Annotated in this window: 16 protein-coding genes; all 16 read left to right on the forward strand. The window is 48.8% G+C overall.

The features are described from left to right. Window positions 1–100: 100 nt before the first annotated feature. The 16 genes from ACFVQB_RS06330 (at window position 101) to ACFVQB_RS06405 (ending at window position 19498) form a co-directional block, all read left to right on the forward strand. A complete protein-coding gene (locus ACFVQB_RS06330; protein WP_379435678.1) occupies window positions 101–1723 on the forward strand; it encodes a PucR family transcriptional regulator in 1623 nt (540 codons plus the stop codon). A gap of 299 nt (window positions 1724–2022) precedes the next feature. Next, entirely contained in the window at window positions 2023–3528 is a 1506-nt protein-coding gene (gene pucL / locus ACFVQB_RS06335; protein ID WP_379435681.1) for a factor-independent urate hydroxylase, read from the forward strand. After that, the gene (uraH, locus tag ACFVQB_RS06340; protein WP_379435684.1) at window positions 3528–3905 is read left to right on the forward strand and encodes a hydroxyisourate hydrolase; all 378 of its coding nucleotides are present in this window, start codon (window positions 3528–3530) and stop codon (window positions 3903–3905) included. Before pucL ends, uraH begins: the two co-directional genes overlap by 1 nt. 40 nt (window positions 3906–3945) lie before the next feature. After that, window positions 3946–5352, forward strand: a complete 1407-nt coding sequence (gene allB / locus ACFVQB_RS06345) for an allantoinase AllB (RefSeq protein WP_379435687.1) — start codon at window positions 3946–3948, stop codon at window positions 5350–5352. Continuing rightward, window positions 5349–6662, forward strand: a complete 1314-nt coding sequence (locus ACFVQB_RS06350; protein WP_379435689.1) for a Zn-dependent hydrolase — start codon at window positions 5349–5351, stop codon at window positions 6660–6662. Before allB ends, ACFVQB_RS06350 begins: the two co-directional genes overlap by 4 nt. Before the next feature lie 6 nt (window positions 6663–6668). Next, a complete protein-coding gene (locus tag ACFVQB_RS06355; RefSeq protein ID WP_379435691.1) occupies window positions 6669–7910 on the forward strand; it encodes a pyridoxal-phosphate-dependent aminotransferase family protein in 1242 nt (413 codons plus the stop codon). After that, complete coding sequence (gene ggt, locus ACFVQB_RS06360; RefSeq protein ID WP_379435694.1) at window positions 7904–9499, forward strand: gamma-glutamyltransferase; 1596 nt, start codon at window positions 7904–7906, stop codon at window positions 9497–9499. The genes ACFVQB_RS06355 and ggt overlap by 7 nt, the downstream gene beginning before the upstream one ends. 215 nt (window positions 9500–9714) lie before the next feature. Beyond that, the gene (locus ACFVQB_RS06365) at window positions 9715–11037 is read left to right on the forward strand and encodes a 5'-deoxyadenosine deaminase (RefSeq protein WP_379435697.1); all 1323 of its coding nucleotides are present in this window, start codon (window positions 9715–9717) and stop codon (window positions 11035–11037) included. 121 nt (window positions 11038–11158) lie between these two features. Next, window positions 11159–12334, forward strand: a complete 1176-nt coding sequence (locus ACFVQB_RS06370) for an XdhC family protein (RefSeq protein ID WP_379435700.1) — start codon at window positions 11159–11161, stop codon at window positions 12332–12334. Next, complete coding sequence (locus ACFVQB_RS06375; protein WP_379435703.1) at window positions 12300–12944, forward strand: nucleotidyltransferase family protein; 645 nt, start codon at window positions 12300–12302, stop codon at window positions 12942–12944. Before ACFVQB_RS06370 ends, ACFVQB_RS06375 begins: the two co-directional genes overlap by 35 nt. Before the next feature lie 308 nt (window positions 12945–13252). Next, window positions 13253–14167, forward strand: a complete 915-nt coding sequence (locus tag ACFVQB_RS06380; RefSeq protein ID WP_379435706.1) for an FAD binding domain-containing protein — start codon at window positions 13253–13255, stop codon at window positions 14165–14167. Window positions 14168–14297: 130 nt separating this feature from the next. Next, entirely contained in the window at window positions 14298–16637 is a 2340-nt protein-coding gene (gene pucD, locus ACFVQB_RS06385; RefSeq protein ID WP_379435708.1) for a xanthine dehydrogenase subunit D, read from the forward strand. After that, complete coding sequence (locus ACFVQB_RS06390; protein ID WP_379435712.1) at window positions 16634–17158, forward strand: (2Fe-2S)-binding protein; 525 nt, start codon at window positions 16634–16636, stop codon at window positions 17156–17158. The genes pucD and ACFVQB_RS06390 overlap by 4 nt, the downstream gene beginning before the upstream one ends. A 217-nt stretch (window positions 17159–17375) precedes the next feature. After that, window positions 17376–18323: a helix-turn-helix transcriptional regulator gene (locus tag ACFVQB_RS06395; protein ID WP_379435715.1), complete on the forward strand. Its 948-nt coding sequence runs from the start codon at window positions 17376–17378 to the stop codon at window positions 18321–18323. Window positions 18324–18389: 66 nt separating this feature from the next. Continuing rightward, window positions 18390–18956 (forward strand): DinB family protein, encoded by a 567-nt coding sequence (locus ACFVQB_RS06400; protein ID WP_379435717.1) that lies wholly within the window; start codon window positions 18390–18392, stop codon window positions 18954–18956. Between the two features lie 56 nt (window positions 18957–19012). After that, on the forward strand, window positions 19013–19498 hold the full coding sequence (locus ACFVQB_RS06405) for an EVE domain-containing protein (RefSeq protein ID WP_379436370.1): 486 nt from the start codon (window positions 19013–19015) through the stop codon (window positions 19496–19498). The last annotated feature ends 324 nt before the right edge of the window (window positions 19499–19822 follow it).

Raw genomic sequence — 19822 nt, forward strand, 5'->3', positions numbered from 1 at the left:
ATTTTAATAAAATGGGTAAAATCAAGTGTTTCACCATAGTTTAAGTCCGAATCAAGGATAAAAATCGCTTTATGTGTTATATATATGGGAGGTAATGTCCATGCAGCTTACGGTTAAAGAGGCTTTACAGGTATACCCGTTGTCTGAGGCCAGACTGGTTGCAGGTGGGGAAGGGACATCGCGGATGATGAAATCCGTTAACGTCATGGACGCTCCAGATATAGCGGATTGGATCAAATCCGGAGAACTGCTGTTCACAACCGCATTTATTATGAAAGACAATGAGACGGATGCACTTCGTTTGATGCGCCGCCTGAACGAACGCGGTTGTGCCGGACTTGGCATTAAATTGGGCCGTTTCTGGCAGTCCATTCCGCAAGGGATCATCGAGGAAGCAGATCGGCTGCGGTTACCGTTGCTGGAACTGCCGTTTCAGTTTACATTTTCCGACCAGATGAATGCGTTATTCAAGGCTGAACATGAACGCAGCAATCGTTTACTGCACGAGGTGGTGCAAAAACAGAAAAAATTGATGCAGTTTGCATTGCAGCAGCAACAGCATCGGAATGTATTTGCCGAGCTCGCTACCGTGTTGAATTATCCGCTTGCAGTTATTGGCTCCCGCGGACATGTGCTGTACGGCAGCGAAGGCATTGCGGGAGATGCGGTAGTACAGGGTTGGCCTTGGAAATCCGTCATGCACCGAGTGAAATGGAATCAGGGAAGCTGCCACCGAGTACCCATCAAGCAGAATGATGAAGAATACGGATTTTTGCTTGTCTTTACAGACTCGGCGCTGTCACTTAGAGCGGAGGAAGAATTATTTCAGCAGGCTGCGGATGTTCTGGCATTCTATATGGATATGACTTATAGGGAACACATTAACCCGACCGTTCAGGATGAGATGCGTACGCTGCTAACCCAATATCTAGATAACAAAATGACGGTAGAAGAACTCACCAAGCTCAGCGAGAATAAAGGTGTTCACCTGTTCCAGGGGACCTATCAATGCGTGTTAATCACGCTGGAACCATCTGTTTTTGCAGAAGGGAAGCTGCTGAAGCAGATCCACCGCGAGTTGCAGTACAATCCGCTTATGCAATTCACGGCCTCACAGCATTTTCAGATCGAAGATGGCATATTATCCATCTATACATGTCCAACGGGTCGGGATTATGGAGAGGAATTATCAGCATTTCTGCTGAATCGGTTCGGTGATGTTCTTGCAGCACAGGAAGCTAAGGGAGCATCTGCACCGCGGTTCTGGATCAGCAAAATGAAACATGAGCCGAAGTCGCTGTGCGAAGCCTATCAGGAATGTCTGGATACCCGTCAATTGGCTCGCCGATTCGGGATGAAGGATCGGGCTCTCCAGTTTGAGATGTTGGAATTCGCCTATGTATTCCAACATGTTCCAGATAACATCATGGAGAATTATTGCAATAAAGTACTTGAGCCTTTACTGGCCAGGGATGGCGATCCCAATCAGGTACTGATGAATACGTTGGAATCATTTATCGAGAATGATGGACTCATTAACGAAGCTGCGAAGCAGCTGTTTGTGCATCGGAACACTGTTACCTATCGGATGGAGAAAGTCGGAAGTTTGCTGCAAATGGACTTTAAGAAGACTAATGATCTGCTGAAATTAAAGCTGGTGTTCACCTTCCGCAAGTTTGTGCGAGACAAAACAGCCGCAAGACCTTATTCCCAGCATCATTAATCTGAAGGCGGACCCATTTAATACGTATATCCTTTTATGATGATAATAATCATTATCCTGCACAAGTGTTGTGCAGGATAACAATGAAGTAGGCATGTCAGATAAAACCGTATTTCCCTTGAGGAAGTGCGGTTTTTTTGATTTTTCATTTCATTTGAATAACCCAATCCCGTGCATTGCTAACAAATCACATAACTGATGTTATGTTATATTACAAAATTGCGTAAATATTGTTGTCGCAGTACCAAAAGACTCTTAAAATGAAGAACAACAATCTACTGAAGACCGGAGGTTCTAACATGGTCGACTTCATTAAACTCGTTAACAACTGGTCTATAACACAATTCGTGCATACATTTGGCGGACTATTCGAAGAATCTCCCTGGGTGGCAGAGCGTTCCTGGCCTTTACGGCCATTTGACTCTTTTGAACAGATGATGAATGTGATGAAGAATGTAGTTCAGACATCCGAGGAAAAGGTGAAGTTGCAGCTGCTGTGCAATCACCCGGATCTTGGGGCGCGAATCAGCATGAGCAGCAATTCCGTTCAGGAACAGGCCGGTGCAGGCCTTAATTCACTTTCGGTGGAGCAATATAACGAACTTAGTCAATTAAATAAAGAATATACAAGCCGATTCGGCTTTCCTTTTATATTGGCGGTGAAAGGTCACACAGCTGAGTCTATCCTGGAGTCCATGCGGAAGCGTAATCGGAGAGGAAGAGAGGAAGAATTCCAGACCGCCCTGAAGGAAGTATTCAAGATTGCTTCCATTCGATTAGAGCAGTGGCTGGTGCAGGTGGGTCATGAACATGAATTTGAATATAAACCCTCCGAAGTAAAGCAGCGGACCATGTATTACGGCAAAGGCGATGTATGGATGTACCGATCATACGCCAAACCGTTGACGGGAATTCAGCCCATCCCGGAATCTCCATTTACCGGACGCAATAATATCCTGTTCGGATTAAACATTAAAGTAGCCGTGCAAGGCGATGAATTTCTGCCCTCTTTTATCGAAGGAGATAATTCCCGCGTCGTTGCAACAGATTCAATGAAGAATTTTATCCTAAAACATGCTGCGAATTTCAGCGGAGCTACGGTGGAAGGCTTTCTGGCTTATGTCAGCCAACGTTTTCTGGAGACATATCCGCAAATGTGTAAAGTCCAGATGACGGCAGATCAGATTCCTTTTGAAGATGTGCCTGTTCGCAGGGAGGGAAGCCTTCGGGCAAGCGAGTTGGTATTTCGTTATTCCCAGAATGATCGGGCCACGGCTGCAATTGAAGCTCAGCGAAAAGGAAATCAGGTCGAGCTGAGCAATCATTTCAGTGGTGTTGCAGATATCAGGTTGATTAAAGTCAAGGGCAGTGAATTTGCCGGTTTCGTCAAGGATGAGTACACCACCTTACCCGAGACATGGGACCGTCCACTGTTCATTTTCCTGAATATCAATTGGCGATATGAAGACCCGAGAGATGGCATGGACGATCAGCGCGGGCGTTATGTAGCGGCGGAGCAGGTAAGGGATGTAGCTGCTGCCGTGTTCCATGCGTGTCGTTCGGCATCTATTCAGCATCTGATTTATCAGATTGGACTAAGGCTCTTGCGTCGATTTGGACAGCTCAGTGAAGTTTCATTTGAATCCAACAATCGGACATGGGAAACGGTGCTGGAGGAAGTAAAAGAAGGAGAAGGCAAAGTGTTCACCGAGGCCAGACCTCCTTATGGGTTCCAGGGCTTCTCAATGACAAGGGATGATCTAGAGGCTGACCATAGGGGCTTGAAGAGAGAAGGTGAGGCGTGATGTCGGTGGCTGGAGGACGGATTACTACGCATGTGCTGGATGCTTCCAAAGGCGTTCCGGCTGCAGGCGTGCGGGTTGAACTTTTTGTATTGCATAGGGATGGCGAGAAGGAAAGCAAAATGAAAGTTGCTGAATCGGTGACCAATGCCGATGGGCGTCTGGATGCACCGTTGCTTGAAGGCGGGAAGCTTGAGCAAGCGGTCTACGAGCTTGAATTCAACGTTGAGAGTTATTACGCACAGCGATCTCCTGAAGAACTAGGGCAGACATTATGGACGGTTGTACCGATTCGGTTTGCCGTATCCGATGCTGCAAGTCACTACCACATTCCTTTGTTGATTGCGCCAGGAGGTTACAGTACATACCGGGGAAGCTGAAATATACGAATCCGGTTCTGATCAGGGGAGGGTCATCCATATGACAAGATTAGATACGATCATCCGGGGGGGCCGGGTAGTATTGAGAGATAGCGTGAAAGAACTGGATATTGGGATTACAGGTGAAAAAATAACAGCTTTGTCCTCACACCTGCTGGGTGATGAAGACACTGAAATAATAGAAGCAAATGGCCTCACCGTGATGCCAGGGGCGGTGGACATTCATGTTCACTTCAATGAACCTGGACTCGCGAGTTGGGAGGGATTCAAATCTGGATCAGCATCACTGGCTGCTGGCGGAATTACGACATATGTTGATATGCCGCTTAATGGTGTTCCCCCAACGATAAGACCGGAGGCATGGGAGTCGAAAATGAAAGCAGCCGACGGTCAATCCTATGTAGATTATGCGTTCTGGGGAGGGCTCGTTCCCGGTAATCTGTCTGAGCTTGCGCCTTTGGCCGAAAGGGGTGCGGCGGGATTCAAGGCATTTATGTCCGAACCTGGCGGAGAAGGGGAAGACATCTTCGCCAGAGCGGATGACGATACCCTTTTGAAGGGTATGTACGAGATTGCAAAGTTGAACCGTGTACTGGCGCTTCATGCGGAAGACGAAGCGATGGTTGCTGAACTTGGTGCCAGAAGTGTTGCAGATGGACGAATCGGCCCGATGGATTACGTGCAATCTCGCCCAGCAGAAGCAGAGGTTCGAGCGGTGTCACGAGCGCTGCAATATGGGGAGCAAACTGAATGTGCACTGCATTTTGTTCATATCAGTACACGGGAAGCGCTTGATCTGATTGCAGAGGCGAAACAGCGCGGGCTGGATGTAACTTCTGAAACATGTCCGCATTACCTGACTCTGACAGATGAGGATGTTGTCCGGTTGGGAGCTGTAGCTAAGTGTGCGCCGCCATTGCGGAGTCAGGCTGAGAAAGATCAGTTATGGGATGCGCTGGAAGCAGGTCTGATTGATGTTATTGCATCCGACCACTCACCCTGTCCGCCATCGATGAAACAATCTGATAATTTCTTTGAAATCTGGGGTGGCATCTCCGGTGCGCAAAGCACGCTTCTGCTCATGTTGGAGGAAGGACATCTTCAGCGAAATGTAGCCCTTCCGTTGCTCGGAAAAGTCCTGGCTCTGCAACCTGCGAGAAGACTTGGATTGGAGAGCAAAGGTGAGATCGCCATCGGCAAGGACGCGGATCTGGTGCTGATTGATTGGGAGAAGAGTACCATCTTAAATACGGATGACCTGCACTACACCCATAAACAGAGTCCTTATCTGGGACGCACGTTTTCCTCCAGCATTGCAGATGTGTTCTGCCGGGGCACACGAGTATACAGTTCAAAAACAGGATTATCGGATGAACCTGTAGGACGGTTTATCCGTGCAAACTCATCTGTTCCAGTTGGGATTGAAGGAACGGAGGGGATATCATGACGGACTTTGAAGTACACACGCCTTCTGGTACGGAACGTCCCATCCAGCCTTTGCCGCAATTGGAGCAAGTGGAGCTGCAAGTAATGCTTGACTGGTTATCCGCCTATGGCGCTGATCCCCAGGGAGGTGTGACACGTCTATTGTATGACCAAGCATGGTGTACGGCACAGCATGCGCTTGCGGCAAAAATGCAGGAGAAAGGGTTGGCTCCTGAATTTGATCAATCGGGCAACCTGTATGGAACTCTGCACGGTAATGGTAGGGGTTCAGGAATGGGAGAAGGAATCGAAGAGGCACCGATTGTTACCGGGTCCCATATCGATACTGTGGTGCATGGTGGAAAGTATGACGGCGCATATGGCGTAGTTGCGGGAGTGCTCGCGCTAGAGTATCTGCAGAACCATTTCGGGGCACCCAAACGAACGCTTCAAGTGGTGTCCCTATGTGAAGAAGAAGGTAGTCGATTCCCCTTCGCATACTGGGGATCACGGAGTATAACAGGGGTAAGCAGTCTGGAAGAAGTTCAGCATTTGAAGGATCAAGAAGGCATTACCTTTGCACAGGCGATACGTGATGCAGGCTTTGGACCAGATAGCAGCTATAGAACAGCTTCACACACATATGGTGCGTTCATTGAACTTCATATCGAGCAAGGTCAGGTCCTTGAACGATTGGGCCCTTCGATTGGTATTGTATCGGATATTGTAGGCCAGAAACGCTTTAGCATTACAGTAAGTGGCGAAGCCAATCATGCCGGAACTACACCGATGTCCTGGCGTAAGGATGCACTTGCAGGTGCAGCTGAGATGATTACAGCCGTAAGAAGTATTGCGCTGGAAGCGGGAGAACCACTTGTTGCCACAGTGGGACGAATCACAGCTGATCCAGGTGTAGGTAATGTCGTTGCTTCCCGAGCCGTATTTTCGCTCGATATCCGCCATATTAAGCAAGAGAGCATTGACCGATGCTGGCAGGATATGCTTCAGGCATTTATCCGAATTGCAGCCGAGCAACAGCTTGGATTGAACTGGGAGGAGCACTTGTCTGTAACGCCTATTCCGATGAACGAACAGATTACGTCAGACATTCGAGATATATGTGAAGGTGAAAAGTTATCCTATATGCACATGCCAAGCGGCGCAGGACATGATTCACAGATCTTTCAACCGGCTTGCCCTACAGCGATGATCTTTGTCCCTAGCCAGGATGGCATTAGCCATAATCCCCTTGAATATACAGCTGAAGAGGACCTGATGAAAGGTTTCCGGGTTCTCGTCCAGCTACTCTATAAATACGGTTACGGGAGTTGAGTGAAGATGTCCAACTATAAAGAATTGTCCCCTTCCTTGCGGACGATCATGACACCGGGGCCAGTTGAAGTCGACCCAAGAGTTCTGAGGGCATTATCCTTCCCGATCCTGGGGCAGTTTGATCCGGAGTTCACTTCCCTGATGAATGAGACGATGGCCATGCTGCGTGAACTATACATGACAGACAATGAGTGGTGTTATCCGGTAGATGGCACATCCCGCTCAGGTATTGAAGCCGTGCTGGTCAGTCTGATTCAGCCGGGGGACAAGGTGCTGGTCCCCATCTATGGTCGGTTCGGACATCTGTTGGTTGAAATTTCGGAACGCTGTGGTGCCGAGGTTATCTTTTTTGAAACAGAGTGGGGAACGGTATTTGATCCCGAAGAGGTTATCAAGGCGATCCATGCACATAAGCCGAGTTTGGTTGCAATGGTTCACGGTGAGACATCAACCGGGCAAATGCAGCCACTCGCCGAGATTGGCAAAGCCTGTCGTGAACTCGATATTTTACTTGTGGTTGATGCGGTTGCCACAATTGGCGGAACACCTGTCGAGACAGATGCCTGGCATCTGGATGCAGTAATGGGAGGAACGCAGAAGTGTTTGTCCGTTCCATCCGGGATGGCGCCATTAACGTATAACAGCCGTGTGGAGAAGAAACTGATGAGCCGCAAAACCGTCGAACGGGGCCTTCGCGATGCAAAAAGTGCTCGGGCTGAAGGGCGCACCATTGCCAGCAATTATTTTGACCTGAGCCAATTACAGGACTACTGGAGTTCGGCACGGTTAAACCATCATACAGAGGCTACTTCGATGCTCTACGGTCTTCACGAGGGACTACGAATTTTGCTTCAGGAAGGTCTGGATGCCCGTTTTCAGAGACATCGGATCAATGAACGAGCGTTGGTCGCGGGAATTCAGGGCATGGGGCTCAAACTATATGGAGAGTTGTCCAGTAAACTTCCAGTGGTCACCTGTATCGAAATTCCGGATGGCATAGACGGCGAGTCGGTACGCAGCAAGCTTCTGAACGATTTCAGTATTGAGATTGCCAGCTCATTTGGACCATTGAAAGGCAAGATTTGGCGTATTGGTACAATGGGATTCAGCTGCCAGCGCAAAAATGTACTTCATGTGCTGGGCGCACTGGAAGCTGTACTCTTGCGTCATCGTCACACCTTGCCAGTAGGCGAGGCCGTACAGGCAGCGCTGGATGTGTATGCCGGGAAGGAGGGCGTCTTATGTTGAACCAGATGCCGATATCCAGGGAGGTAATGGTTACCTCCCCACATTATTTGGCAAGCGCAGTTGGCAGCTCAATCCTCCAGCAGGGAGGGAACGCTTATGATGCTGCTGTAGCTGTAAGTGCAGCACTCGGCGTAGTCTACCCGCACATGACAGGACTTGGCGGAGATGCTTTCTTTCTGATTCACGATGGAGCAAGTGGTGACATAACTGCCTACAACGGAAGTGGTCGTTCAGCAGCAGGCATTCATGCCGACACATTCAAAGCGATGGGGATGAGCACCATTCCTCAACGAGGTGTGCTTAGTGCGATTACCGTTCCTGGAATGGTAGATGCATGGTGGGAAGTCTGGTCCCGCTATGGGAAGTTAAAGTGGGAACAGTTGCTTGAACCAGCTGCGCTATATGCGGAAAAGGGATGTCCTGTATCCCGAAATCTGCGCCTGTGGCTGGAACGTGATGAGGATTTCATTATGGGGCATACACCGCTGCGAGCGGTATTTGCCCCTTTTGGTACACTTTTGCAGGAAGGAGATCTACTCTTGCAGCCTGAGCTGGCCGCCTCCATTCGCCTGATTCAGGCAGGTGGACGCGATGTTTTTTATACCGGGGAACTGGCGGAGCAGCTGACATCGGCTATTCGTGAGGATGGCGGTATGCTTGCACCAGCGGATTTCGCGGCTCACAAGGGAGAGTGGGTGAAGCCGATCAGTATCGATTACCGTGGTTATCAGGTTCACCAGATGCCGCCCAATTCACAGGGTTTCTCGATGCTGATGATGTTGAATATGCTGGAACATATTAATCTATCTTCCGTGGCACGGACGTCCCCTGAGTTCTATCATCTGATGGCTGAAGTGGTCAAAAAGGCTTTTCGTGACCGTGATCGTTATCTAACTGACCCGGAGTTCAGGGATATTCCGCTGAAAAATCTGTTATCCAAGGTTTACGGAGATGAATTGTGGAACGAGATTCAGTCCGCTCCACCTGTGGCACAGCCTTTTCTGTCCAAAACGATGGGTCAGGATACGGCTTATGCGGCAGTTGTGGACAATGAAGGCAATGCCGTCTCGTTTATTCAGAGTCTGTACTTTGATTTTGGCGCTGCTTATGTGCCGGGGGATACGGGTGTGATCATGCAGAACCGCGGGTCCTTTTTCTCGCTTGATCCGAAGGACGCCAACGTATTGGAACCGAATAAACGCTCATTCCACACCCTAATGCCGGGTCTTGTCACCCGTAACGGAAAACCATATATGCTCGTAGGCACACAGGGCGGTGAGGGCCAGCCTCAGACACAGTTATCGGTTCTTACGGGTGTGCTGGACTATGGTCTGAACATTCAGGAAGCCATTTGGCTGCCGCGTTGGGTGTATGGGCGTACCTGGGGCGAGGAAGGCGACACGATGCGAGTGGAGAATCGCTATCATGACGACGTATGTGACACGCTTGCCCAATGGGGGCATAACGTCGAAGCCAGAGCGCCGTGGGATGGGATTATGGGGCAGTCGCAAGGGATAGTTATCCGTGAAGATGGCATGATCAGCGGCGCAGCAGACCCTAGGGGAGATGGCATGGCTATCGGGTGGTAACGATCCTGAGGGAGCGTGAAGAGAAACTTCAATGTGCAGGATCATAGAGCTAGTGAAATTTAAGCGGATAGCTATGTTTAACTAAACATTTACGCGATAACGGAGAAAACAGAAACCTGGAGATAACAGAGATTGGAAGGTTGTTCTGTCATCGTAAAGGCTAGTGTAAATATCCTTTAGTTGAACTTATATAGATACGGATAGGGGAGATTATCATGGGAACGATCCTGCTAAAAGGTGCACAACTCGTCACAATGAATGCAGAAGAGGAAGTATTTACGGGAGATCTGCTGATTGAGGATAACAAAATCAAAGAGATTGCTGAGCATATCGATGTTCAGGCTGATCAGGTCATTGATGCTCGGGGCAAAGTGCTGCTGCCAGGTTTCATCCAGACGCATATTCATCTGTGTCAGACCCTTTTCCGCGGACGTGCGGACGACCTGGAGCTAATGGACTGGCTGCGTCAACGCATTTGGCCGCTTGAGGCAGCGCATGATGAGGAATCTGTCTATTACTCGGCGATGCTCGGCCTGGGCGAATTGATCTCCAGCGGTACAACGACCATTTTGGATATGGAGACTGTGCATCATACCGATTCGGCTTTTCAGGCGATGGCACAGAGCGGCATTCGAGTGATCTCCGGTAAAGTGATGATGGATCACGGGGATGAAGTTCCTGAACCTCTGCGTGAAAATACGGCTACCTCGCTGCAACAAAGTGTCGATTTGCTGGAGAAATGGAATGGATTCGGCGGCGGCCGCATTCAGTATGCGTTTTGTCCACGCTTCGTCGTCTCGTGCACCGAGGAATTATTGGTTGAGGTTCGTGACCTGTCGAATAAGTACCATGTGAAGGTGCACACCCACGCCTCCGAGAATCGTGGCGAGATCGAATTGGTGGAACACGAACGCGGTATGCGCAACATCGTCTATCTGGATCATATCGGCCTGGCTACCCCAAGACTTGTGCTTGCCCATTGTGTGTGGCTGAGTGAGGAAGAGAAGGAGATTATTCGCAAACGCGGTGTAAAAGTCACCCACTGTCCCGGATCGAATATGAAACTGTCCTCGGGTATTGCGGATATTCCTGATCTGCTGAATCGCCAGATTACGGTAGGGATTGGTGCCGATGGTGCACCTTGTAACAACAATCTGGATATGTTCCAGGAGATGCGCCTGACCGCGCTCATTCAGAAGGTGCCACATGGCCCAACGGTAATGGATGCCCGGACAGTGCTGCGCATGGCAACGATGGGTGGAGCGGAAGTGCTCGGAATGTCCAAGGAAATCGGCAGTCTGGAAGTAGGTAAAAAGGCAGATATGCTGCTGCTGGATTTGGATGATTTCCATACGTATCCTTCCTATGAGACCGATGTGTACTCCCGTGTGGTCTACTCGGCAACGCGCAGCTGTGTGGATACCGTTATTATTGATGGAAGCATTGTGCTCAAAAACCGGAAGATTCAAACGATTGATCGTGACATCGTACTTCGTGAATCGGATAAAAGTATTGCAAGATTGATGAAACGCATCTAATCGAATGCAGTCGGAGGAAGCTTACCCAGACTACTATCTGAGCAGAAGTTGGGAATTCTACCTTCACTGGGAAGCTCTGATTCACCTCTTGGATCCTAATCCTGAAAGGATGGAGACAATTATGGAAATGCATGATCTGTGTGCAATTGCAGCGCGGGAACCACGCTGTGTACTCGCAACAGCGGTTAAGGTAGAAGGTCATGCTTACCGTAAGCAGGGAGTCTCTATGCTTTTAACTCGAGAAGGTGCGATGTATGGCAGTATCAGTCCGGGTTGTCTGGAAAGTGATCTGCAGGCCCGGATGGAGCGCGTGTTGGATACAGGGCGGTTGGAATTCGTCGAGTATGATATGCGTCCCGAAGATGATCTGTCCTGGGGGGAAACGATTGGCTGCGGCGGGTTAATTATTGTGCTGCTAGAGCCGGTATGTGGTGAACTCAGGTCGATCTTGTCCCATATGCATACGCATTTTCAATCTGGGTCAACTGTGGAGCTAACCCGTTCATTCTACAATCAATACACCCGGATTCATTATGTGATTCAGCTCGCTGAGGATGCAGAAACCCAGACATCATTATACCCTTCTCCAGTTGCCAAGGGAGCTTCTCTAGGTCCAATAAATAAAATGATTACAGTGGACATACCACGCCTATCGTTGGTCGTTATTCATCCGTCTGAAGTTGATGCAGTCGCATCTAGTTCTGGAGAAAGTGAACTTCAGAGGGATGGATTGACTGATCCAGAGCGGTGGGATGTCCCTCTACAGATCTCTGCAAGATATGAGCCCAAACCCCGTCTGATTATCATTGGTGCCGGGAATGACGTGATTCCTGTCGTCCGTCTGGGCAAATCAGCAGGATTTCGTGTAGTTGTAGCGGATTGGCGAGAAACCTTGTGCACTGCTGAACGCTTTCCGGGTGTTGAGCTTGTCCGCGGTTTTCCTTGTGAGATCATGCCTGTATTGGATATCCAAAGCAGGGATTATATCGTATTGATGAGTCATCAATTTCCGAGAGAACGGGAGTTTCTTGAATTACTAGAGGATCGGAACTATGCATACCTTGGCATTATGGGCTCCAGAACACGGACAGCACGTTTGCTGAACGAGCTCCCTCCACTAAAACATTTGCATTCCCCCGTCGGTTTGACCATTGGCGCCGATGGACCGGAAGAGATCGCGGTTAGTATCGCAGCAGAACTTATCGCCTGTAAACGTGCGGCAGCTGCCGCAGAGCGTCGCAACGTACAGAGGGGGATTGCGCATGCGACTGACGGGCATCTTTCTAGCAGCAGGTAAGAGCAGCCGAATGGGGCGGGATAAACTGTCTATCGTCATGCCTGATGGAAGATGTTTGGCCGCATGGACCTTGGAAGCTGCCTTGAATTCTAATTTGGAGAAAGTCATCTGTGTGGTTAAACCAGAGGACTCATTGGCTTGGATCCCATCCATGTGGCTCAATGCAGCATCATATGGCTGTAGTCCAGATACGAGGACGAGGCTCCAGATTGCAATCTGTACCGATTATGCATATGGTATGGCCATGTCCCTTCACTGTGGTCTTCTGTCTGCTGTGGCATACAGGCCAGAAGGTGTGATGATAATTTTGGCAGATCAGCCGCTATTGCAGGCACAAGATATTAACAGAGTTGCTGAGGCGTTAGCCGACAACAAACTGTGCGATTATGCAGCCGCGACGGATGGCGGTGGAGGCAAGCCTCCGGCAGCCTTTCGTGAGCATATGCTAGGGCCTCTTTTGTCGCTTAGTGGAGATGAGGGGGCGCGAAAAATCATGCGCAATGCCAAATATGCGGGCACGCATGTATCGTTGTCTGATTTTAGCTTTTGGGATGCAGATACCGAACCAGAGCTGGAGCGCATTTTGGATTATGTGAATGGGATAAGATAAATGGAGATTACGGCAGAAGGAGCGATTCCTTGTGTATTATTTCTTGAAGTATTGAGGTAAGCCAGACGATCTGGTTGGCCTCTTTATTGTTTTTATTTGGCTAGTTATGAACTGGCTTGTGTTAGCTTATTACAGTAAACAATGCATCAAGCACAAATCAAAGAGTCTATTTATACATTTATCCAAAATGATGTGAAGATAATTGACCTTATTGTTGCAGTCCCATATGATTTGAAGAATTATTTGGAGCATTCGGTCTCATCCAACGTCCCGCAGACAGATTCCAGGTAGAGAAGGGAGATGGAAGGATGGTCATGCCGGCATATGGGTCTGGAGCGCAGCCAACAGTTTGGCAGCCCGTTAATCTGGATGAACTTCAAGCTTTAAAGAGTGAGCTGTCCGGAAAGTATTGTTTTGCAGCAGGGGCCACATTATTGCGTACTCAGTGGGAAGCCGGCCTTGTTCCTGTACCGGAGCATATGATCAGCCTTGTTCGCATTCCAGGTGCATGCGGAGTATATGTGGATGGAAATGATCTGGTCATTGGAGCACTGACAAGATTAAGTCATTGTGCCACAGACGTTCATCTGCAGCAACTGCCCCTATTACAGTCCGCAATGAATTCCATCGCTGCTCCTTCTATTCGAAATGTAGCGACGATTGGCGGCAACATTGTTTCCGGAGTTGGGGACTCCATCCCCGCACTCCTTGTCTACGATGCACAGTTGTATTGGATCACGGACCACGGCATGGAGATGCGCAGTCTTTCGTCCTGGTTGAATGGTGGCCATGACGGCAGTCGCAACCCAAATGATGTATTGATCAGTATTCATATTTCGATGGAAAATACGCCTTTCACTGATGCCAATAGCGAGCGGACTTCTGTGGCACGCAAAATTTCATTTTACCGCAAGCTGGGTCGGCGGGAGACCTTTACAGCATCGCTGGTGACGATTGCATTTCACGGAGAAGTGGGCACAGATGGCCGCTGGAATAAGATAGCGATCGCTGCAGGTGGAGGTTCAGGCATGGCCATGCGACTTACTGAATCGGAAAAGCTGCTTCTTGGCGTGGAGGCTTCTGTTATGCAAGCTTCATCTCTAGCTGCCGTGGCAGCTTCGCAATTCGTGACTTACGGAGATGCATTCGCAACAGAACAGTACCGCAAGCAAACGGCAGGTAATATGCTTGGTGCCGGACTGTGGGAAGCACTTTGCTCATAGAAGAAAACCATGTCACTCTGCCATATAAGTTAAATCGAACTCTAACACCATAACGGAGATATTGCAGAACCAATTTGGAGAAGCAAAGCGTAAGTCTAACAGCTTTCGGAAGGCAGAAAGGGGAGAGAGTATGCTGTTGAATCGGAATAGTAGCGGAAAACGCTGGCACCTGCGGCCAGACGGGGTAGGCAAAGTAACCGGACAGCTTCAATATCTGACAGACATGACGCTGCCCGATATGATCCATGGAAGGGTCCTTCGAAGCTCTTACCCTTATGCCCGCATATTGTCTATCGATATTACCGGAGCAGAGGTCATGGAGGGTGTATTTGCCGTGCTCACCGCCAAAGATGTGCCCGGTTTGAACCTCTTTGGCATTGCAACTCCGGATCAGCCTGTATTTTGCGAGCATGTCGTTCGTTATGTCGGTGATGCCATTGCCGCAGTTGCTGCGGATTCCCCGGAACGTGCAGCGCTCGCACTGGATGCGATCCGGGTGGAGTATGAGGAGTGGACTCCGCTGGACAGCCCGGAGGCTGCACTGGCACCCGGTGCACCAGAGCTTCATGAACATGGCCCCGGCAATGTGCTGCACCGTACCGAAATCAAGCGAGGGAATGTAGATGAGGGCTTTGCTGCATGCGAACATATGGTGAGTGAGACGTATTATACCCCTCGTCAGATGCATGCCTATATGGAGACAGAAGGCGGTTTGTTTGTTCCTGATGAAAGTGGAAGACTCCATGTCTATGCGGCTACACAGCATGGTTACAAGGACAGGATGCAGCTTGCTCGAATCATTGGGTGTTCCGAAGAGGATATCCGGGTTGTCTCGTCTCCGATTGGCGGTTCCTTTGGCGGGAAAGATGAGCTGAATGTACAGCCCTATGGTGCACTGCTTGCTTTAAAATCCGGCCGCCCTGTGAAAATGCACAATTCACGCAAAGAATCGGTACGTGCAGGTCTGAAGCGTCATCCGATGAAAATTGAAATGCAGACCGGAGTCAGCCGTGAAGGCATGATCCAGGCTCACCGAGTCCGCATTACCGCAGACACAGGAGCATATGCCACGCTGGGGGCCCCAGTCCTGAATTTTTGCACAGAACACTGCCTTGGGCCTTATTGTATTCCCCATGTAGATGTGGAGGGCGTCTCGGTGTATACGAATAATGGAGTGTCGGGAGAGTTTCGAGGGTTTGGCGGCAATCAGGCGATCTTTGCAATGGACGGTCAGATGGATCGGCTTGCCGAGATTATGAATATGGACCCCTGGGAGTTTCGAAGACGCAACATGAGGGAAAAGGCAGATCCTGGACCGTTAAATCAACGGATTCTGGTTACGGATGGACTGTCGCAAGTATGGGAGGCGATGGATCGTTCGGAGTTATGGCAAAAACGAAAACATCAGAATCCCCCGGCAAATCTTGCTTTGCCTCCCTGGATTAAACGTGGTGTGGGTGCAGCCATCGCCATGCACGGGGCAGGGCTGGGGTATGGCATTCCCGATCCGGCGGGAGGCCGCCTATCCCTGAATGCCGCAGGTAAAATTGAAGTGGCATTTAGTTACGAAGAATTCGGTCAGGGACTTATTGCCACACTGGAAATGATGCTCTGCGATCTGTTCCAGTGCTCAACATCCGATCTGAGCATCATTATTGGAGATACGGATCGAGTTCCGCACAGTGGTTCAAGTACCGCTTCGCGTTCAACGACAATGGCCTGGATGGCTCTTCAGCGATTACAGACACCATTCCGTTCCAAAATTTTGTCAGTAGCCTCGGCCTTGTCAGGAATTCCGGCAGACGAATTGATCACTGGAGTAGGAGGAGTATGGCGTCAGGGACAGCTTCCTCCGGAAGTTACAGCGAATGATACGTCGATTAATACCAGAGTTGTTGTTTCTTACGTAGATCTAGCGAAGCATGGAGAAGCGGAAGAATGGATTTTTGATACTCATTTTGAATATCCGACCACCCCGGATAATGTTGTTGGCGGGCATTATCTGTATACGTATGCGGCAGTAGCGGCAGAGGTGGAGGTAAACACGCTAACCGGGGAAGCCAAATTGCTGGATACGAGGCATGTGGTAGCTGCTGGGCCTGTCATCAATCCAATGGGATTCATCGGACAGATCGAAGGCGGGAGCGTAATGGCTCTGGGTTTTACATTGACCGAGGACGCCGTGATGCAAGACAGTCGCTATATGACAACCAATCTTGACACCTACCTGATTCCGACGATTCGAGATATACACACGAACCTGGAGGTAGAGGCAATTGAAGATCTGCCAGAGGGTGATCCATTTGGACCGCGGGGGATTGGCGAGATTGGTTCGGTGGCGCTAGCTCCGGCAATAACCGCTGCGATTCATCAGGCTACAGGGGTGTGGGTTAATCGTTTGCCGGTTCCGCGAGATCAATTGATTAAATCACTGGACATCTCGCTTCAGGAAGGAGTGAGCTCATCATGACTGAACCATTAACCCATTTCTGGACAGCCGTTGTAAATGGCGAGGAGAAACAATTGCAGATTGGCCAGACAACCCGTCTTGTGGATGTACTACGTTCACATTTGAATCTGACCGGAACGAAAGTTTCCTGCGAGGTCGGCCGATGCGGTGCTTGTATGATACTGATGGATGGAGAACCGGTCAATTCCTGTCTCATTATGGCTTATCAATGTGTTGGCAGTGAGATAACAACAATAGAAGGCTTACATGGTGAAAAGGAAGGCAAGTTGCATCCGATTCAACAGGCTTTTGTCGAGGAAGGCGGCTTCCAATGCGGGTATTGTACTCCCGGCATGGTGATTTCCACCAAGGCTCTCTTGGACCGCTATCCGCACCCTAGTCAGGAGCAGATCGAAATGGGATTATGCGGAAATCTGTGCCGCTGCACCGGATATGGAGGAATACTACGAGCGGTAAGGAAGGTGATCGATGAGCATGACATAACGTGTTCTACTAATGATTATGGCAGTAGGGGGGACTAAGCTGCCTCTGAATTTCAATATCATAAGAATTTTTATAGACCAACTTATGCTCTGCGGGTTGGTCTTTGTTGTTCAATGAAACATCTTACGAAAAGAGTGGATACGGGCACATTGAGGACTTGTTAGTCAGTATACTTTTCATTTGTCCATATGTTACTTATAATAGATGTCCAATGAAGATGGTGTAATTGATATTACACACAAGGAGGGGTGATTCGTGAACAAATCGGATCGTATGCTGGCCATTGTACTTGAGCTGCAGCGGGGGAAGGTTCAACGTGCGGAAGATTTAGCCCTCTTGTTTGAAACAAGTGTCCGAACCATATACAGGGACATTCAGGCGTTATGTGAGGCAGGAGTTCCTGTGGTGGGAGAACCCGGAGTAGGATATTCACTTATGGAAGGATACTTTTTGCCTCCGATCAGCTTCACAGCTGAAGAAGCGGTAACACTTCTCATCGGACTTGATTTTGTGGAACAGCGCTTCGATAACTACTACAAAAGTACATCCTATACGTCCCGTTCCAAAATTGAAGCAATCCTGCCCGTGCCTCTTCGGGAAGAGGTGGGACAGATACAACAGGGTATCCGTTTACTTCGTTCACCGGACAGTGATGCACGCGAGCGAGAGATCGAACATATGGGAATCATCCGAAAGGCAATGCAGCATAAGCTCAAAATCCGCTTTCATTACCATAAGCCTGGAACTATTAATGAAACCGTGCAAAAGACCATTCGTTTGGCCTCCCCTTACGGGATGCTTTGGATGCAAGGGTCATGGATGCTGATTGCCCGATGCGATTTGCGACAGGAGATTCGTCATTTTCGTATATCCCGCATGAGCGATCTGGAGATTAGCACAGATCCATTCGACCTTCCTCCAGGTTTTAATATCCATAGCTACTCACCACCTGACAACCGTGATGTTCATGTCCGTGTATGGTTTCATGGTCGAATTGCAGATAGAGTGATTGAAGCGAACAATTACTACATGGAGAAAGCAGAACTGCAAACAGACGGGTTATATGCAGATTTTCGTGTAAGGCATCCAGAAGACGTGCTGCATTGGATACTTGGCTGGGGAGCCTCGGCTCTGGTTTTGGAGCCCGAATCGTTGAGAATCCGTATTCGCGAGGAAGCAAGCAATCTCCTTAAACACTACTGACATAACGCTGTCAGTAGTGTTTGTGTATGATCGGTTTATAACCGATTGAAGGAGCTGTATATTTTTATGGACACGCCAAGATCAAGGAACAACAGTGAGATTCTACGTCATTTTGAACTGACGCTGGAACGTTATTTGCAGGAGCTGGAGCTGATGAGCGATGCTCAGTTAAGCTACAAACCCAGTGAGATTGAGTGGTCGATGGGCCAGATGTACCAGCATTTAATTCAGTCTGCAATGAAAATGCATTTAGCCAATATTCGACTTTGTATAAGCGCAGACAAGGACGCGGATAAGAAGAAAAACCAGGGCAAAACAGAAACAGGTGAAGCTGTTTTTGCGCAAGCAAGTTTTCCGCCGATACGTATTCACGTTCCTGCTTCTCCTGAGTATACTCCACTTCAACCGGATGGAAGAGAATCAATAATTAAAGGATTCAGTGAGGTAAGGGATGAAATGCGAAGAATGGAAGTGCTGCTGGAAGGAACAACGCTGGAATCTACGTTGCCACATCCTAGATTCGGCGGTTTGAATGCAGAGGAATGGTTTGCATTGGTCGAGATGCATTATCGTCATCATTTCTTGCAGCTTGAGCGTCTGAAGATGGTATGGGAAGAACGGGTGCAGCGATGAATGAAGAGGAAAAGCATGATTCGATAGCTACCAGCAAAGAAATTAAGCAGATTTATATGAGTGAACTCCTGGCTCCTCAGTTAAATGTTGAGGTGGAATCTGAAACAGGAAACCGCTACTGGATTGGCGTTGTGTCCGCCTCTCATGTGGAGAAAGGCGTAGAAGGTGGCTTCGCTCAGCTCTGTCACGGCAAGGCAGCATCTCTGCGTAGAATGAATGCAGGCGATTGGCTGATCTATTATTCGCCTCGAACAAGCTTGCATGGGGGCAAGGTGCTTCAAGCATTTACCGCCATAGGACGAGTCGTAGACAATCAGGTGTACACATACCGTATATCGGATTCCTTTGTGCCATATCGGAGGAATGTTCAGTTTTATCCTTGTCAGCAGGTGAAGATCGCTGATCTGCTGGACCAACTGATCCTTACTCGGGGACAGACACGTTGGGGATATCATTTTAGATATGGGCATTTGCAGATTCAAAGAGAGGATTTCCTGAAAATTGCAGGTGCCATGTTGGGGGCTGAGATAGAAATCTGCTAACCTACAAAGTTTGGGTAAAGAGTCAGATCATATTAATGTGGGGCACAAAGCTGAGGAAAAAATAGACCTTTTGAGGGGAAATATAAAAGGATTGAATTATTAACAACGTAATAATTATTATGTAAACTTATTATTTTCGATGACCTCCATAAGCTGTATCTATATTGCTAACCATGTCCAAGGGGCGAATTTAGGTGATTTTTTAGTTCGAATCTGTGAAGAAAATGTCCTGCTTATATCGTCTTCAAGATGGTTCATTTGGCAGCGCAGAATGGCTGTAATGAACTTATAAAAAATCGTTTTCGATGAATGTAAGAACGGATG

It is taken from the genome of Paenibacillus sp. NPDC057886 (assembly GCF_042796655.1).
Taxonomy (GTDB): Bacteria; Bacillota; Bacilli; order Paenibacillales; family Paenibacillaceae; genus Paenibacillus.

What these genes read in the sequence shown, in the direction of transcription:
- ACFVQB_RS06330 (WP_379435678.1), top strand. Translation starts at nt 101, where the DNA reads ATGCAGCTTACGGTTAAAGAGGCTTTACAGGTATACCCGTTGTCTGAG.
- pucL (WP_379435681.1), top strand. Translation starts at nt 2,023, where the DNA reads ATGGTCGACTTCATTAAACTCGTTAACAACTGGTCTATAACACAATTC.
- uraH (WP_379435684.1), top strand. Translation starts at nt 3,528, where the DNA reads ATGTCGGTGGCTGGAGGACGGATTACTACGCATGTGCTGGATGCTTCC.
- allB (WP_379435687.1), top strand. Translation starts at nt 3,946, where the DNA reads ATGACAAGATTAGATACGATCATCCGGGGGGGCCGGGTAGTATTGAGA.
- ACFVQB_RS06350 (WP_379435689.1), top strand. Translation starts at nt 5,349, where the DNA reads ATGACGGACTTTGAAGTACACACGCCTTCTGGTACGGAACGTCCCATC.
- ACFVQB_RS06355 (WP_379435691.1), top strand. Translation starts at nt 6,669, where the DNA reads ATGTCCAACTATAAAGAATTGTCCCCTTCCTTGCGGACGATCATGACA.
- ggt (WP_379435694.1), top strand. Translation starts at nt 7,904, where the DNA reads ATGTTGAACCAGATGCCGATATCCAGGGAGGTAATGGTTACCTCCCCA.
- ACFVQB_RS06365 (WP_379435697.1), top strand. Translation starts at nt 9,715, where the DNA reads ATGGGAACGATCCTGCTAAAAGGTGCACAACTCGTCACAATGAATGCA.
- ACFVQB_RS06370 (WP_379435700.1), top strand. Translation starts at nt 11,159, where the DNA reads ATGGAAATGCATGATCTGTGTGCAATTGCAGCGCGGGAACCACGCTGT.
- ACFVQB_RS06375 (WP_379435703.1), top strand. Translation starts at nt 12,300, where the DNA reads ATGCGACTGACGGGCATCTTTCTAGCAGCAGGTAAGAGCAGCCGAATG.
- ACFVQB_RS06380 (WP_379435706.1), top strand. Translation starts at nt 13,253, where the DNA reads ATGGTCATGCCGGCATATGGGTCTGGAGCGCAGCCAACAGTTTGGCAG.
- pucD (WP_379435708.1), top strand. Translation starts at nt 14,298, where the DNA reads ATGCTGTTGAATCGGAATAGTAGCGGAAAACGCTGGCACCTGCGGCCA.
- ACFVQB_RS06390 (WP_379435712.1), top strand. Translation starts at nt 16,634, where the DNA reads ATGACTGAACCATTAACCCATTTCTGGACAGCCGTTGTAAATGGCGAG.
- ACFVQB_RS06400 (WP_379435717.1), top strand. Translation starts at nt 18,390, where the DNA reads ATGGACACGCCAAGATCAAGGAACAACAGTGAGATTCTACGTCATTTT.
- ACFVQB_RS06405 (WP_379436370.1), top strand. Translation starts at nt 19,013, where the DNA reads ATGAGTGAACTCCTGGCTCCTCAGTTAAATGTTGAGGTGGAATCTGAA.